The organism is Novosphingobium naphthalenivorans NBRC 102051 (assembly GCF_001590985.1).
Lineage (GTDB): Bacteria > Pseudomonadota > Alphaproteobacteria > Sphingomonadales > Sphingomonadaceae > Novosphingobium > Novosphingobium naphthalenivorans.
The window spans coordinates 1-16,717 of record NZ_BCTX01000014.1; the positions used below are offsets into that span (position 1 = coordinate 1).

Annotated in this window: 12 protein-coding genes; 5 read left to right on the forward strand and 7 right to left on the reverse strand. The window is 64.8% G+C overall.

Features of this window, described 5'->3' with window-relative positions; translation table 11 throughout:
* Positions 1-76 precede the first annotated feature (76 nt).
* The 4 genes from NN5_RS06555 (at position 77) to NN5_RS25680 (ending at position 4,853) form a co-directional block, all read left to right on the forward strand.
* A complete protein-coding gene (locus NN5_RS06555) occupies positions 77-1,942 on the forward strand; it encodes a two-component system response regulator (protein WP_067733178.1) in 1,866 nt (621 codons plus the stop codon).
* Between the two features lies 1 nt (position 1,943).
* Positions 1,944-3,812 carry a sensor histidine kinase gene (locus NN5_RS06560; RefSeq protein WP_067733179.1) on the forward strand — a complete coding sequence of 623 codons (1,869 nt, stop codon included), beginning with the start codon at positions 1,944-1,946 and terminating at the stop codon, positions 3,810-3,812.
* 286 nt (positions 3,813-4,098) lie between these two features.
* The gene (locus tag NN5_RS06570) at positions 4,099-4,362 is read left to right on the forward strand and encodes a DUF5132 domain-containing protein (RefSeq protein ID WP_067733183.1); all 264 of its coding nucleotides are present in this window, start codon (positions 4,099-4,101) and stop codon (positions 4,360-4,362) included.
* On the forward strand, positions 4,359-4,853 hold the full coding sequence (locus NN5_RS25680) for a hypothetical protein (RefSeq protein WP_157081042.1): 495 nt from the start codon (positions 4,359-4,361) through the stop codon (positions 4,851-4,853). The genes NN5_RS06570 and NN5_RS25680 overlap by 4 nt, the downstream gene beginning before the upstream one ends.
* On the opposite strand, the gene NN5_RS06575 is transcribed toward NN5_RS25680, so the two are convergent.
* From NN5_RS06575 to NN5_RS06585, 3 genes are all read right to left on the reverse strand, one after another.
* Entirely contained in the window at positions 4,738-7,776 is a 3,039-nt protein-coding gene (locus NN5_RS06575; RefSeq protein ID WP_067733184.1) for a cation-translocating P-type ATPase, read from the reverse strand. The genes NN5_RS25680 and NN5_RS06575 overlap by 116 nt on opposite strands.
* Positions 7,777-7,915: 139 nt before the next feature.
* Positions 7,916-8,950 (reverse strand): cytochrome c peroxidase, encoded by a 1,035-nt coding sequence (locus NN5_RS06580; protein WP_245656291.1) that lies wholly within the window; start codon positions 8,948-8,950, stop codon positions 7,916-7,918.
* Positions 8,947-9,411, reverse strand: coding sequence for a homogentisate 1,2-dioxygenase (locus NN5_RS06585; RefSeq protein WP_067733188.1), 465 nt, complete (start codon positions 9,409-9,411; stop codon positions 8,947-8,949). Before NN5_RS06585 ends, NN5_RS06580 begins: the two co-directional genes overlap by 4 nt.
* Positions 9,412-9,622: 211 nt before the next feature.
* On the opposite strand from NN5_RS06585, the gene NN5_RS06590 reads away from it, so the two are divergent.
* Positions 9,623-11,665, forward strand: coding sequence for a TonB-dependent receptor plug domain-containing protein (locus tag NN5_RS06590; protein ID WP_067733189.1), 2,043 nt, complete (start codon positions 9,623-9,625; stop codon positions 11,663-11,665).
* A gap of 42 nt (positions 11,666-11,707) precedes the next feature.
* Here the strand turns inward: NN5_RS06590 and NN5_RS06595 are convergent, their stop codons facing one another.
* The 4 genes from NN5_RS06595 to NN5_RS06610 form a co-directional block, all read right to left on the reverse strand.
* On the reverse strand, positions 11,708-12,133 hold the full coding sequence (locus NN5_RS06595) for a DUF123 domain-containing protein (protein ID WP_084384775.1): 426 nt from the start codon (positions 12,131-12,133) through the stop codon (positions 11,708-11,710).
* Between the two features lie 216 nt (positions 12,134-12,349).
* Positions 12,350-14,440: a phosphocholine-specific phospholipase C gene (locus NN5_RS06600; protein ID WP_067733191.1), complete on the reverse strand. Its 2,091-nt coding sequence runs from the start codon at positions 14,438-14,440 to the stop codon at positions 12,350-12,352.
* Positions 14,441-14,619: 179 nt separating this feature from the next.
* A complete protein-coding gene (locus NN5_RS06605) occupies positions 14,620-16,011 on the reverse strand; it encodes a sensor histidine kinase (protein ID WP_067733193.1) in 1,392 nt (463 codons plus the stop codon).
* Complete coding sequence (locus tag NN5_RS06610) at positions 16,008-16,664, reverse strand: response regulator transcription factor (RefSeq protein WP_067733195.1); 657 nt, start codon at positions 16,662-16,664, stop codon at positions 16,008-16,010. The genes NN5_RS06605 and NN5_RS06610 overlap by 4 nt, the downstream gene beginning before the upstream one ends.
* Positions 16,665-16,717: the final 53 nt, after the last annotated feature.

Sequence of the window (16,717 nt, forward strand, 5' to 3'; positions counted from 1 at the left end):
CTAGGCCGGAGACAAGCAAATATTAGCGAATGACACTTAAAGTGATTGGCCGTCCTTGTTCAGGCAGGCAAAGAAAATGAAAATATTGGTCATCGACGATGAGCCTGCCGTCCGGGAAGCCTATCGTCATGTCCTGGCCGAACAGAAGAATCTCGCACCTTCCGACGGCATGAATGCGCTGGCGCAGGAACTGTTCGGCGATGATCCTGCGGCGGAAGGTCCTGTTCCGGCCACCAGGAATCCCGTTTTCGACGTCCATTTCGCATCGCAGGGCCTGGACGGCGTTGCCATGGTCCACAAGGCGCTCGAACAGGACGATCCCTTCAAGGTCGCATTCATCGATGTGCGCATGCCGCCGGGAATCGACGGGCGCGAAACCGCGCGGCGCATCCGGGCGATGGACAGCGACATCAATCTCGTGATCGTCACTGCTTATTCCGATCATTCGGCCACCGACATTGCCGCCGTAGCCGGTCCTGCGGACAAGATCTTCTACATCAGCAAACCCTTCTCGAACGAGGAAATCCGGCAGATGGCCGTCGCGCTGTGCCAGCGCTGGGACCACGATACCGGGCAACTGGAACTGCTGCGCCAGAAAGTCGCCGAACTGGCCACCAGCGAGGCACGCGCGCGCCACGCGGCTCTGCACGATTCCCTGACAGGCGCGGCCAACCGCATGGCCTTTCTGCAGGAGCTTTCCTGCCGCATCGCCCGCGGCGACAAGGACTACGCGCTCGCCATCATCGATCTCGACCGCTTCAAGCACGTGAACGATACCTTCGGCCATGGCGCCGGCGATGACCTCCTCATTGCCGTCTATGACATCCTGAACGGCCAGGTCTCGGAACGGGGCATGGTTGCGCGCTTGGGCGGCGACGAGTTCGGCCTGCTCCTGCCTGCCGCCGGACTGGAAGAGGCCAGGGCGAAGTGCACGCGCATGATCGAAAGCTGCTCGCGCAGCTTCTCGATCTTCGGAAATTCGGTTCGCATCGGCGCGTCTTGCGGCCTGATGATGCCGAAGGAGCAGCCCTACCGCGATGCCAGCGAACTGATGCGGTTTGCCGATCTGGCGCTCTTCGCGGCCAAGCGCGGCGGGCGCGAGAGGGTCTGCGTGTTCGATGCCGCGATGGATGAAAGCCAGCGGTTCCGCCAGATGATCGAAACGGGCCTGCGCCACGCCATCGCCGGCAACGAACTGGCTCTCCACTATCAACCGATCGTGGAACGCAACGATCTCAAAACCGTGGGATTCGAGGCCCTGCTGCGGTGGAACAGTCCCGACCACGGACTGATCTCTCCGGCCGTTTTCATCCCCATCGCCGAAGAAAGCGGGTTGATCGATGATCTGGGCGAATGGGTGCTGGGCCATGCCCTGAGCGATTCCCGCGACTGGCCTGGCTTGTTCGTGTCCATCAACTTCTCCCCGCGCCAGTTCAAGCGGGCGAACTTTATCGAGTGGCTGGATGCGCATGTGGCGCAAGCACAAGTCACTCCCGAAAACGTGCAGATCGAGATCACCGAGACCGCGATCTTCGAAGACACCGAATGGGCTTCGGACGTACTGCGCAAGCTGCAACGCAAAGGGTACCGCATTGCTCTCGACGATTTCGGCACGGGCTATTCCAGCCTGTTCAATATCAAGAACTTCTCGCTCGACTGCCTGAAGATAGACAGGACTTTCATCGAAGGACTGGGGCACGACAAACACAGCGCTGCCATCGTCAGTTCCGTTGTTCACCTCGCGCGGGCGCTTGGCCTGTACATCGTTGCGGAGGGCGTCGAGACCGACGAGCAGTGCCAGATGCTGCGTTTGACCGGCTGCTCGCACATGCAGGGCTTCCTGTTCGGCAAACCCTCCGCAGTCGCCCGAGCGGCGGAACAGACTACCTTCCTGCCCGAGATACCGGACAACCCTTCGCGCACCACCGCGATCGGGGAATAACGTGGCTTGGCGTTTGCCGCAGTTTCGGAACCGCGAAGGCCGGATAGGCAACACGCTGCTGCGCAATCTGGCTTTCATCGGCCTGATCGCGACGGCAGCGCTGTTCTTCCTGCTGGGCTTCTCCATCGATAAGAGCTTCTCCGCGCTGGAACAGAAGGAGCTGCAGGGCCACCTTGGCCGTGTCTCCGATTTCCAGAAGACCAGCATGGGCACCCTGATGGCGCGGGCGAAGGATTGGGCAATCTGGGACGACAGCTATCGCTACGCCCAGGATTTCAACCCCGGCTACGAAACCAGCAACGTCAATCTGGAATCGTTTCAGAATGCCGAAGTCGATGGACTGGCTATCGTCGACTTCGATGACGGCCAGGCGCGCACTTTCGCCTTTGACCGGGAGGAAGGCCAGCAAGAGCCCGAACTGGCAAGAGCGCTTCTGGCAGAAGTCACCCGGCCGGATTTCGTGCAACGGATGCGCCGGCAGGAAGGCACCCAAAGCTTCATCACTTTCAATGGCCGGCTGTACGCGATTGCCAGCGTGCAGCTCCACAGAAGCAACGGCACTGGCACGCCCCCGGGGTTCCTCACATTCATTCAAAACATCACGGCCCCGATGGCAAGCGGTGCCCTGCAGGTGCCTGCCGACATCGATCTCGGCTCACGAATGGCGGATACGCAGATTACCCGAGGCGCCAACACGATCGAAGTCGCAGCGCCGCTCAAGGGGCCTGACGGAAAAACTGTCGCCGCCATCCATCTCCACCTCACGCGCCCATTGACGAAAGCCGCGCAAAAACTGCTGCTGATCACTTTCGCAGGCGTGTTCGGCCTGATCGCCGTGCTGCTCGCCGTACTCAGCCGGCGGGTCAAGACGCTGGTTCTCGATCCTGTCCAGCGGCTGCACAAGCATGTAAGCCGCATCCGCGAATCCGGAGAACTGCGGGCGATGGACGATCCTGCCCCGCCCAACGAGTTCGGGGCCTTGCAGGCCGAATTCAACAACATGACCACCGAACTGCAGCAATTGCGTTCGCAACTGGAATCGCAGTCGTTCACTTTGGGCAAGTCGCAAAGCGCCGTCGGCCTGATGCACAACCTGCGCAATTGCCTGAGTCCGGTCCGCGTCATCCTCGAAACACTCGACCAGACCTGCGGCGACACTCTGCCCACACATGTTCCGCGGGCCTTGAGCGAGCTGTCCAACAGTTCCCTCGATCAGGAACGGCGCGAAAAGCTGGTCAGCTTTCTGTCCGCCGCGCATGAACACCTCGAAACCAGAAACGCCGCTGCGCGCCAGCAGGTCCGCGAGGCGGCCCGCAACCTGATGAATGCCCTCGACGCCATCGATGCCGCCGCGCAGAATGAACGCGGCACGCGCTTCGACGAGCGCTGCGACCTCGCCGGCCTGCTCGGCCACTCCGCGAATATCGCACGCTACGCGCAGGGCATTGACGTCACGGTCGACGTTCAGTGCGACGGCTATATCGCCGTATCCGGCAACCGGGTGCTCCTCAGCCAGGTTCTGGAAAATCTGGTCGCCAACGCACTGGAGGCAATCCAGGACAGCGGACGGCCGGACGGCGCGATCTCGCTCCAGGCAACGCAGGACCTGGAGCAGGGTCGATGCACGATCACCGTGACCGACAACGGCGCGGGCTTCGGCCCCGCAACCGCAGCCCAGTTGTTCGAACGCGGATTTTCGACGCGCACGTCAAAATCGGGCGGTCTGGGTCTGCATTGGTGCGCGAACACGGTGCGGGCCATGGACGGCGAATTGACACTGGAAAGCGACGGCAAGGGCGCAGGCGCGCAAGCCGTCATTCGCCTGACCTTGTGGCACGATCAGGATATTCAGGGCCAGAACGCAGCCTGACGCCCCCTTTCCAGGGCAGTCATGAAAGCGTCTTCATCCCGAAGGCCATCCCGCGAGTGCACCCCCTGCCACATCGGCAGCGGCGCTAGGAGCAGGCGTGCGCGGCCATCGGCGCTGCCCGTACAAACTGGATCGAATGGGGCCTGTTCGTCGAAGACTGACTCCATTCCGTCCGCGCCTGCCCCTGAGAAAAGGGGCGGAACCGTGTGGCGGACCGTCATAACCGCGTCGCGATTCGGAACCAAAACGGCTAAGGTGAGTCTCACCTCGGAAATAGGAATATGCGATGCGTGGATTTTTCATCGGCCTGGCCGTAGGCGCGGGGGCGGCACTGACCGGCCAGTCCTATTGGCGGGTCGCCCGCCCAGCAGCCAAGAAAGCGATACGGGCCGGGATCGAAGGGTACATCGTGGCCCGCCGCAACCTCGCCCGGATGGCTGAGGAAGTCGAAGACCTCGTCGCCGAAGTTTCGCATGAGATGGCGGAAGCGGCCGCTGAAGCGGATCAGGCCGTGGTCCGCACCAGTGCGGCCGCCGCCGAAGAAAAATGACCGCACCGCTCACTGCAAGGCTGCGCCACCGCATGGCCGATCGGGTCCGGTTCGCCCTGGACTTTCCCCTGCCCCCGCGTGACCGGCTCGAAGCGCTGGCCACTGCGCTGACGGGCACCAAAGGGGTGCTGGAAGTGGAAATCCGGCCCCTGAGCGGCAGTCTCATCATCCGTCATGCGGGGGATTACGACGCCATCTTGGCAGCGCTGTCCAAGGCAGGCCTTGCCGTCGAAGCGGCAGAGCAGGCACCGGCTCCCGCCGGTCCCATCGATCCCATTCAGGAAACCCTGAACCGCCTTTCCTCCGCAGACGCCGTGCTTCAGCGTTGGTCAGGCGGGCGCGCGGACATCTGGAGCGCGGGCTTCTCGTTTCTGGTTACGGCAGGGCTTGTCCAGCTCGCGCGCGGACGGGTCGCAGGTCCTGCCCTGACGCTGTTCGGCCAGGCCGCGACGCTCGTGATGGCGCGGCCGCTGCGCCGCTTTCTCGGCTGAGCCCTCTGCGGCTTTCGGCAAAGAGATAATAGGCCCCGGTCAGACCGAACGACAGCGCCAGATTGCCCGCCGTGGGAACGGCGATGCCCAGCAAACGGCGCAGCGGCGGGACGGCGAATGGCGTGGCCAGCAAGGCCCCCGCCGCAGCCAGCGTCGCCTCCAGCCGGCGGTCGGAGGTTAGCTGTGCCGCATCCGATCCGGCCTTGCGGTCCCGCAGCAGCCACGCCTGCACGAATTGAGCGAGCGCCAGCGTAAGGAACGTCATCCCGCGCGCCTGCGGCCCTGGCCCGGCCTGCACTTGCTGCAGGAAATGCGCCGTGAGTGCCGCTGCCGAAATGCCCGTGCCGTCGAGCGCCATGCTGGTGAATTCATCGCCCGTGAACAACGGATCGGATGCCGCGCGCGGCGCCCTTTCCATCACGTCGGCACGCGGCTCGGCCAAGGCAAGGCCAAGCCCCGGCAGGATGTCCGTGACCAGATTGAGCCAGAACAGCTCCATCGGCGTTTCCAGCTCGCCGCGGCCGTGCAGGGATTCGCCCAGCATGACCAGCACTTCGGAAAAGTTGGTCGAGAGGAAATAGCGGATCGCCGTCCGCACATTGTCATCGATGGCGCGCCCGCGCGCGATGGCCCGCGCCAGTGCGCGAAGATCATCGTCGGCAATGACGACATCGGCCACCTCGCGCGCAACGTCAGTGCCGCCCGCCCCCATCGCAACGCCCACCGAGGCCGCTCGCAAGGCCGGACCGTCGTTAATGCCATCGCCGATCATCGCCACGCGCTTGCCGACCGCCTGCAGCCCTTTCACGATGCGCAGCTTGTCGCTCGGGCTGACGCGAGCGAAGACCGAGGTCTTCAGCGCCAGCTCGCCCACTTCGCGATCATCGAGACCGACGAAACGGCTCGTTTCGATCACAGGAATGATGCCGGTCCGGGAAAGCTCCAGCGATTCCGCCACGGCCAGGGCCGTAACCGGCTGGTCGCCGGTGAGCATGATCGTGCGGATGCCCGCCTTGTGGAATATCCCGATCGCCTCGCGCGCTTCGGCGCGAATGGGATCGGCCAGCGCGACAAGGCCCAGCCAGACGAGATCACCGGCTCCGGATGCCTCCCCGTCACGCGCGCGCCGGGCAACGCCGAGAAGACGCAATCCTCTTTCGGCCAGCCTGTCATTGGCCTCAAGGATGCCCTGGCGCCGTTGCTCGTCGAGGGGCATCGCCTCCCCCTCGACCAGTTCATGCGTGGCCAGGGCGAGGAGCTCGTCCGGCGCGCCTTTCATCGCCACGAACCGGCCATTGCCGTCCTCGTGCTCGGTCGACATCCAGCGCCGTTTGTGGTTGCGGCTGTGGACCTTGAGGATCGGCGCATGTTCCTGCAAGGCATCGGGATCGACGCCGCTCAGCCGTGCGAAATGGAGCAAGGCCAGTTCGGTGGCGGAACCGGACAGACTGGCGAGACTTGCCTCGTTGCACAGCGAGGCAGCTTCCGCGAGCGGCCGGAATGCGGCCAGATCCACGGCTTGCCACGCATTTCCGGGCGAGACGTCCACTATGCGGCCCTCGACATGGACCGCCACCACGCGCATCCGGTTTTCCGTGAGCGTTCCCGTCTTGTCGAGGCAGATCGTATCGATCGTCCCCAGCACCTCGATCGCGGGAAGCGCGCGCACGAAGGCCTTTTCGCGCTCCATGGCCCGGGCGCCGAGAGCCAGGGTCGAAGTCGCAACGGCTGGCAAGCCTTCGGGAATGGCCGCGACGGCAAGCGCAATCGCACTGCGAGTGATATTGATGAGCGGCTCGCCGCGCAGGAGACCAATGGTGAAGACCACGCCGGACGCACCAAGGCACGCCACGGACAAGCGGCGCCCCAGCAGCGCCAGCTGATCCTCGATTTCCGGTCTCGGCGGGCGCGCCAGACCGATCATCGCGCGGGTGCGCGCCATTTCCGTATGGGCACCGGTCCCGACCGCGACAGCCAGACCATTCCCGCCAGTGACAACGGTTCCCGCGTGAAGGATGGTGTGGCGGTCGGCCACGGACAAGGGCGGGGCAGGCAATGCAGCCGCCTGCTTTTCGACGGGAAGGCTTTCGCCGGTCAGCCCCGATTCGTCGGCGGAAAGATCGTGCGCCTCAAGGATGCGGGCGTCCGCCGGCACGAAATCGCCCGGTGCCAGCACGATCACATCGCCCGGCACGATCTCCCGCGCGGCAACCTTTGCCGCCATGCCGTCGCGCAGGACCGTGGCTTCGTGTTCAATGGGATGCGAGAGGCGCCGGATCAGGTTTTCCGTGGCGCTTTCGGACGAGTATCCGATCGCGGCATTTGCCAGGACCACGCCGAGAGTAACCGCAGCATCGGCCAGTCCGCCAGTCGCCAGCGACAGGATGGCCGAACCGAACAGCAGCGCGACCGGGAACGTCGTGAACTGGGCCGTCGCCATTTCGGCTCTCGAACGGCCCGCAGGCGCGGCCGTCGCATTGTATCCGTGAAGCGCAAGCCGCCGCCGCGCTTCTTCGCTGGCGAGCCCCTGGGCCTGGCTTTCCAGCTCCCGCAGGACCTCAGCCGGACCGGAAGCCGCCAGCCGGTCCAGCCCTTCCCCCAGATCGCTGCGGCGGGGGAACGCCTCCGCGCCGGGCTCGGCGGTATCCGCCACAGGTCCGGCTTCGCCCTGCAAGGCCTGCTCAATCCGGCGGCGCAAATCTTCGGCCGGGCTTTCCTTGCGATGCCGGACCAGCAGACTGCCCGATGCCGGATTGCCCGCTCCGACGCTCGCTCCCGCACGGGCCAGAACATCGTGAATACGGCTCAGGACAGATGCCGATGGCCATGGCTCGAACCGGAAACGGGTCCGGCCAGGCACATGATGGTGGATGACGACGGTCATCCGAATCTTCGTGAACGCAGCGGCATCGATATCAGGCATACCATGGCCCGGCAGTCGGCCCTCTCCCAAATTGCGGCCTGCGGAACCCACAGACGAAGCAGCGCCTTGCTGCCGGACAATCCCGCAGCCTAGCGCGAGGTCAAGCCATACGGCCGAATTTGGTCTGTAAGCCGTCCAATCAATGACGATGATATGACATAGTCGTGCTCATTCCCGGCCGGCTCGAACAGGAATCCGCATCCGGCAGAGCGAAACGCGGGTCCTTGAGGAAATGCTCGTCGGTCAGGGAAGCCAGGAAGGCCTCCAGCGGAGCCTCCTTCGCCTCCGGCAAGGCAGCGAAAGCATCATGGGCACGGATGGCGTCAGCGAAGGCCGGCGCGGAACCGTCATGCAGGTAGGGCGCCGTGACACTGGCATTGCGCAAGCCGGGGGTGCGGAACTTGCCCTCGTCGGCCTGCTCGCCGGTCACTTCGGCCAGTCCGCGATCCCCGGTATCCTGTGCCGGGTGCGATGCGATCCGGTGATAGGCCGTGTCGGTAAAGTCAGGGCCGGCATGGCAGGAGGCGCATTCCCGCTCGAAAATTCGCAAGCCTTGCTGCGCTGCCGGCGACAGGGCTGCGGCATCTCCCCGCGCGTAGAGATCATAAGGGCTGCCGCGCGAAACGAGCGTGCGCTCGAAAGCCGCAATCGCCCTGGCGACAAGGGGATAGCGGATAGCGCCGCCGCTCTCCGGAAAGGCGCGGGCGAACATCTCGACATAGCAGGGATCGCGGCCCAGCCGCCGGGCAATCTCGTCTTCATGGCCCTTCATTGCCATTTCCACGGGATCATCGCCGAAAACGGGAACCGCGACCTGCTTTTCCAGGCTGGTCTGGCGCGGGTCCGCCCAGGTGAGGCGGGGAAACCACCCGACATTGGCCAAGCCCGGCACATTGCGGCGGCCCGGATCGTCGAGGGCACCGGGATGGCTGACATTCCCATCGGCAAAGGCGTGCTTCTGCTCATGGCACGTGGCGCAGGACATCGTGCCGTTCACCGACAAGTCCGCATCGTAGAACAGCCGCCGTCCCAGTTCGACTTTCGCCGCGCTCATCGGATTGTCCGCAGGCACGGGAGGACCAGGCCGCAGGACCGCCGCCGCTGCCGAAAGGCCGCACAGCAAGGCCGCCAGCACAGAGGCCGTCCGCAACACGCCCTGCATCGGCCGGCTCACGGCAGGCGCGTGACAAGCAAGGGCATGTCGGGCGCCGCGTTCGCCGAAACCTGCAAGAGGTAGCGTCCCGGCGCCAGCGAGAAGTCGACCATCTTGCGGATGCCCGTGCAATCTGGCCCATGGCCATGCGCCGTGGAAACGAGAGCCTTGCCCTCCTGCACCAGATCAATCCACGCGGCAGAGCCCAGCGCGATCCGGTAATGGCCCGCCTGCTCCACCGTCAGCGCATAGAGGCCGCCGAAGCTCACCGAGCCGCCGGGCTTTTCAGGGCGCAGTGCATAGCGGACCTCCGGCGTCGGGCGCAGCCGCGCATCGACCGCCTTGCCGATCGTGATCCGGGCATCTGCCAGACTCGATGCATCGGCGGCGGCCGCCAGCGCCGTGCGGTCCGGCCATGCGGCCAGTTCCGGCGGAAGTTCCGGCGTGGCCGTGCAGGCTGGCGACGCCTTCCCGTTCTCCATGCCGCTCCCCATTTCGCTCCCTGTGCCACTCTGGGCCTGGCCGCTGGTTACAAGGATGACTGAAGCCAAGGCCGCAAGGCCGGATCGGACAGGCAGACGCATCGTGATTACCCCCCTTTTCGGTTCACGGGTTATTATATACGATAAAATATAGTGAGTCGCCAAGAGCGGCTTCCATACAAACGCCAAACACAATTTCAGGGGGGTATCCATGCGTCTTTCGACCGCGCTTGCGGCCAGTTTTTGCTGCGTCCTCGCCACGCCGGCCATGGCCGATGACACCGCCGCGCCGGATAGCGACGGCACGTTTTCGCTGGGCCGGATCATCGTCACGGCATCGCCGGTCAAAGATCTGACGATCACCAGCTCGACGCTCGACGCCGAAGCGATCGACACCTTCGAACGCACGAGCCTCGACGATGCCGTGAACCTGATGCCCGGCGTCTCCGCCTCCAACAGCGGCGGATCGCGCAACGAACGGCTCATCTACGTGCGCGGGTTCGACCGCTTTCAAGTGCCGCTCTCGATCGACGGCATCCGCGTCTATCTGCCTGCGGACGGGCGGCTGGACTACGGCCGCTTTCTGACGGCGGACATCGCGCAAGTGCAGGTCGCCAAGAGCTATGCCTCGGTGCTCGACGGGCCGGGCGCGATGGGGGGCGCGGTCAACCTCGTGACACGCAAGCCCACCCAGCCGCTGGAAGCCGAAGCGCGCGGCACGCTCAATCTGGGCCGCGATGCCGAATATACCGGCTACAACGTCTTCGCCCTGCTCGGCACCAAGCATGACAAGTGGTACGCGCAAGCGAGCTACACCCGCAATTTCCGCGATCACTGGGATCTGCCCGGCGGCTATGAACCCGTCGCGGGTTCGGCCGAGGACGGCGGGCACCGCGATTTCTCGCGCAGCACCGACTGGCGGCTCAATGCCAAAGTCGGTTTCACGCCCAATGCGACCGACGAATATTCGCTGAGCTATACCCGGCAGGAAGGCTCGAAAAACGCCCCCCTGCACGTGACGGACAGCGCATCGACCCAGCGCAACTGGACCTGGCCCTACTGGAACATCGACAGCATCTACTTCCTCTCGACCACCGCACTGGGCGACCATGCCACGCTGAAGACGCGGCTATACCGCAACGGCTTCGACAACCTGCTGCGCGCCTTCGACGATGCGAGCCAGACCACGCAGACCAAGGGCCGCGCCTTCAACAGCTGGTATGCCGACACCGCCTGGGGCGGATCGGCCGAACTGGACCTGGCGGTCAGCGACATTGATCAGTTCAGCGTCGCGGCGCATTTCCGGCGCGACAAGCATGTCGAATGGCAGCAGAGCTTTCCGGCAGGCACCACCGAGCCGAAACAGACCAGTATCGAGAACACGTACAGCCTGGCGGCCGAGAACCGGCTGACGCTGACACCGGACCTCACACTGACCACCGGGGCCAGCTTCGACTGGCGCGATCTCAAGCAGGCCGAGGACTATGCGAGCGGCGTTCTGATCGAATATCCCCTGCATAACGGCAGCGCCTTCAACCTTCAGGGCAAGCTGGTGTGGACGCCCGATCCCGCGACAACGCTGCACGCCAGCGCCTCATCGCGCGCGCGGTTCCCCTCGCTGTTCGAACGCTTCAGTTCGAAGTTCGGCGGGGCCGTTTCCAATCCCGCGCTCAAGACCGAACGCGCCAGCAATTACGAAATCGGGGCTGCGCACGATTTCGGGCCGGTCCATGCCGAGGGCGCGGTCTTCTACTCGCACCTGCAGGACGTGATCGTCTCCTTCCCGTTCCTCTACGAAGGGCAATCCGTCTCGCAAAGCCGCAATCTGGGAAGCGGCAATTACTACGGCGCCGAACTGGCGCTGACCGCGCAAGTCGCCAGCACGTTCAGCCTCGGCGGCAACTACACCTATACGCACCGCGATCTCAAAGACCCCACCAACAGCGCGTTCGAGCCGACCGGGGTGCCCACGCACAAGGCCTTTGTCTGGGCCGATTGGGCGCCCTTGGACGGACTGCACATCCTGCCCAACGCCGATATCGCGTCCGACCGCTGGACAGTGAACACGGCCGGCACGCTCTACTATCGCACCGGCGGCTATGTGCTGGCCAACCTCACCATGAACTACGAACTGCGCGAAGGCATCGAAGTGGGCGCGGGGGCGCGCAACCTGTTCGACAAGTACTACGTCCTGACCGACGGCTTTCCCGAACCGGGCCGCAGCTTCTTCCTGAGCCTTGCCGTCAAGTACTGAGGCCCGCCCCCCGTGGCCTGAGCCGGACAGCTCCCTGCCGGCTCAGGCCACAAGTCTCAACAGGTGGGCTTCGCAGTGCCGGCAATCGCTGCTGCCGAAGCCTGCCAGCGCGGTCTCGAACAGGCCCGAGGCGAGAAGCCGGTCCACGATCTCGCATTCGGAGCCGCCGGGGATAGCGAGCGCAGCCATGCAGGCCGCGGCATTGGTCAGTTCATCGACGTGCCAATGGACTTTCTTGTCCTTCCGAAAGTGCCGCCGCAGCCGCGCGCCGATACCGCCACCGCCCCGCGCGCTGCCGGCATAGACCAGCCACCCCGAAAGCGGCGTGGCGGCAATGCCTTTGCGCGCGAAAGTGACCGGCTCGGCCGGTTCGATCACCAGGACATAGGCCCCCGGTGAATAGACCAGCCCCTCGCCCGTTTCGGCATGGACTTCGGCACAGCCGGGCACATGCTGCCGGATAGCCATGAGGACATCTTCAATCCGCATGGCCCGTGAGTACCCGCGCGAGCCGCCGCTGTCAGCGGCCTCACACCGAAGCTCGCTGGTAGCAACTCTTCTCTTCGTCATTGCGAACCCGAAGGGTGAAGCAATCCAGGGCGGTTTGCGCCGGCTTTGGATTGCTTCGCTGCGCTCGCAATGACGAAGGGGCGGAGCATGAGTTCCAATTAACGAGCCATGATATCAGGCCAGGGCAAGCGGCCCTGCCCCGCCGGCCGCCGGATCGGAGAACGATGGCTTGCCGTTCTCGACATGCCCCGCCATCCGCCAGGACTGGCCCGATGCGGCAAGGCCGAGATCGTACCAGCCATGGCTGGCGGAAAGATCCAGCGGCTTGCGCACAGTCGTCCCTGCCTTCAGCGCGACGGCACTGGCAGGCTGGCCGTAAGCCATATCCTCCAGCGCAACGGACAAGGGATCGCGGGTGAGATTGACGAGCACCAGTTCGGCCTTGCCCGCATGGTTCACCTCGATCCGCGCCGAAAAGCGGTCTGCCCGCCCCTGAAGCCTGCGGTGGAAGCCGTTCGGACCGACGATGAACAGATCGGCCTCCTTGCCTTCCGGCGCCGCCGGAACGGCATCGGTGAGCCGCTGGCGCGCGCCCACGGTGTAGCGCGCGGGATCGGCGCCCAGATCGTTGACGTCGTAGAGATGGAAGACGGCGGCGCGCTCCTCCCCGGCATTGGCGAAAATCAGCGACGGCGCCTTGGCATCGCCGCCAAGCCAGACGTCAAGCTGGTAAGGCGTCGCCCGCCGGGGCTTCACACCAGTTTCCTGCACCGGCGCCGCGACGCCGGACGGCAGCGGCGGCGCGATGTTCTTGAGGCTGGCCGCGCGATCCGACAGCGCGCGGGTCGGCGGCAGGGCAGCCATGAATTCGTCAGCATCGGTCTTGGAGAAGTCGAAGCACGAAGTCAGATCGCCGCAGACTTCGCGGCGCCATGCGCTGATGTTCGGCTCGCGCACGCCGAAGCGGGTTTCAAGGAAGCGGATCACGCTGGTGTGATCGAACACTTCGGATGCCACGTGGCCGCCCTTGCTCCACGGCGAGATCACGTACATCGGCACGCGCGGCCCCAGACCATAGGGGCGGCCCAGATATTGCGCATCGGCTTCGTCCTGCGAGTGGGCATGGTATTCATCGTCCGCCGGAACAGTCGACGCGCCGCGCGTGCGGGCAGGCGGCGCAGGCGACGGCACGTGATCGAACAGCCCGTCGTTCTCATCGAAATTGACGAGCAGGACCGTGCGCGCCCAGACTTCGGGATTGGCGGTCAAGGCATCGAGCACGCGGGCGATATATTCCGCGCCTTCCAGCGGGGTGGAAACGCTGGGATGCTCCGAAAAGCGGGTTGGCCCCACGATCCACGAAACCGCCGGCAGGCGTTTCTGCTCGACATCCTCCCTGAGCTTGTCGAGATCGCGGGTCCGGATCGACCGCGCGGCCAGATCGGCAAGAGCCCCGCCGCTCGCCTTATCGGCAGCGCGGTAGCGCTGGAAGCCGACCAGCGGATTGTCGCCGAAATTGTCGGCCATGTCCTCATAGACCTGAAAGCCGATCCCGGCCGCCATCAGCCGTTCGGGATAGGTCGTCCAGCTATAACCGCCCGTTCCGCGCGGGTCCGCATCCATCGCATCATAGCCATTGTCGATCGCAGGTCCGCCCGCCTTCGCCTGCGGATCGTGGGTGCCGGTCCAGATGTAGAGCCGGTTGGGATTGGTCGAGAGGTGCAGCGCGCAGTGATAGGCATCGCAGAGCGTGAAAGCCTCCGCGAGCGCGTACTGGAACGGCAGGTCCTCACGCGTGAAATGGGCCATGGCATGGTTGTGCTTGTGGCGCGGCCACGCCCCCATGCGCCCATTGTCCCAGGCGGCCTGGCTGTCGGGAAAGCCGTGCGGCGTGCCGAGCGGCCGGTAGAGCCGGAAATCGGCCTTGGTATCAAGCCGGAACGGCGCGATCAGCGCCGGGCTTTCGCCTTCATGCTCGTTGGGCTGGACCAGCACCGTGCGGCGCGGCGCCTCCGGCAGCGGCGGGGCAGGAATGGCAAAGCGGTCGCCATAACCCTGAACGCCGCGCATGGTGCCGAAGTAGTGGTCGAAGGCGCGATTCTCCTGGGTCAGGATCACCACGTGTTCCACGTCCTGAATCGTGCCGGAGCGGCGATCCGCCGGGATCTCCAGCGCCCGCGCGATCGACGGCATGAACCCCGCCGCCGCGCCTCCACTCGCGATCATGGTGCGAATGAAACTGCGGCGGTCCTGGGGCAATACCATAAATCTGATCCCGTCTGGTCTGGCATGGGGCAGCGGCCCCGAAGATAAACATCAAAAGTCGAAGCTCACGCCCGCGTGGCGGCCGCGCCATTCTGCACCCGGTTTCCGCAGGTGATGGAAATTCGAGTCGTACCCGCCCTCTGTTGCAATCGTAAGATCATCTGCCGGCGGGAAATTTCTCACGCGCGGTCAATCTCGCGGTCGATTTCGAGGCGGACTTCCAGTCCGCTTTGCCCATCGGCGCGCGGACCAAGGGCAATCTTCAGGCCATAGGCCTCCGCAATGTCGTGCGCGATGGCAAGCCCCAGCCCCGACCCGCGCATGTCCGGATCGAAGCGCGTCCCGATGCGGAAAGCCTCCGCAACCTGTTCTGCGGGAAGGCCGGGCCCGTCATCGATGATCCGCACCAGCAATCCGTCCGGCAAATCCTCCGCGCCAATCGAGATATGCCCGCGCGCCCACTTGCCGGCATTGTCCAGCAGGATCGCGAGAAGTTCGGACAGATCGACCGGTTCGATCGGTACGGCCGTGTCCAGTCCTGCGGGAAACCGGACTGCGAAGGCCTTGTCCGGATGCAGGCGGCGCATCGCAGACAGGATCGGGGGCAGAACATCTTCGATCCGGCTGACCGTTCCCGGACTGCGCGCGCTGGCGGCCGAACGGGCCCGCGCCAGCTGGTATTCGATTTGCTGCACCATGATCTGGCTCTGTTCGAGCAGGGTCTGCGCCGCCGCAGAGGTCCGCTCCGCCTGGGCGAGCCGCTCCGCCTCGTCGGTAATCACCGCCAGCGGGGTGCGCAGCGCATGGGCGAGATTGCCCGCCTCCACCCGCGCCCGTTCGACCGTCTTGTGGCTGCGCTCGATGAACGCGTTGAGATCGTCCACCAGCGGCTCGATCTCGGTGGGATAGTCTCCCTCCAGCTTGCAGGCCGCGCCGCTGCGCAGCCGCGCCGTCGCGCGGGCGAGGCGATCGAGCGGCCGCAGCCCGAATGTCACGACGACGAACCCCGTCACCACGAGCGCCGCCGCCAGCGCGGTCAGCCACAGAGTCAGCTCGCGGGTAAAACTGGCAATGGTCTCGTCAAGCAGGCGCTGGTCCGTGGCAATCACATAATGGACTTCGCCCGCTCCCGGCACATCGCGGATGAAACCATAGGTAATGCTCGGCCCGGTCGGCCCCTTTTCGATGTGGTGGTGAACGGTGCTGTCATGCGCGACGCGTTCGTCGAGAGAACCGCGCGTCATCGACGCCGAGCGGATCGTCTTGTGGCCGTGCAGGCTGACCTGCCAGTAGAATCCGGACAGCGGGACGAGATAGCGCGGATCCGACAGCGGACGATCCATTTTCAGAACCCCGTCCGGCTCCACTTTCACCAGGCCCGCCAGTTCCTTGATGTGGACTTCCAGCTCGTCGTGATAGCTCTCCTCGACATGCTTGGCGAAGAGCCGTGTGGCCGAATACCAGATACCGCCGATACCGAGCGCGACCCACAGCAGCGTGGCAAGCAGGATGCGGACGCGCAGCGAGCGCCAGTGCCATCGGCGATGCGACGATTGGCGGACAGCGGTCATTTGCCGAACCTGTAGCCCAGTCCGCGCACCGTGCGGATACGGTCGCTGCCGATCTTGCGGCGCAGGCGCGAGACCAGCACTTCCACGGCATTGAGATCGCGGTGGCTCTCCAGATCATAGAGGTGCTCGCCGATATCGGCCTGCGACAGGATCTGGCCCGGACGGCGGATGAACAGGTTGAGCAGACGGAATTCCTGCTTGCTGAGCGCAAGCGGCTCGCCGTCGCACTGCACTTCGCGCGCGACCGGGTCAAGCCGGATGCCGGCCTCCTCGATCCACGTGTCGCGGCTGCCGGACTGGCGGCGCAGGAGCGCGTGAAGCCGGGCCAGCAATTCCTCGAAACGCACCGGCTTCACGACGAAATCGTCCGCGCCGGCATTGAGCCCCTCTACCTTGTCTTGCCAGCTTCCCCGGGCGGTCAGGATCAGGATCGGGCAATCGACCTTGCGCTGGCGCCAGTACTTCAGGAGGTCCATCCCGGTTCCATCGGGCAATCCCAGATCGAGCACGACGGCGGCCATCTTGTCCATATCGGGCCAGGCTTCGCCTTCCTCGCGATTGCGCGCGACATCGACGGCAAAATCCGCGCTGCGCAACCGGTCCGACAAGCGCTCGGCCAATTGTTCGTCATCTTCCACAAGCAGCAGCCGCAAGGCCGTATCCTCTCATGTTTCCTCGTGTCGAGCGTCATCGGTAGTAACGCTGA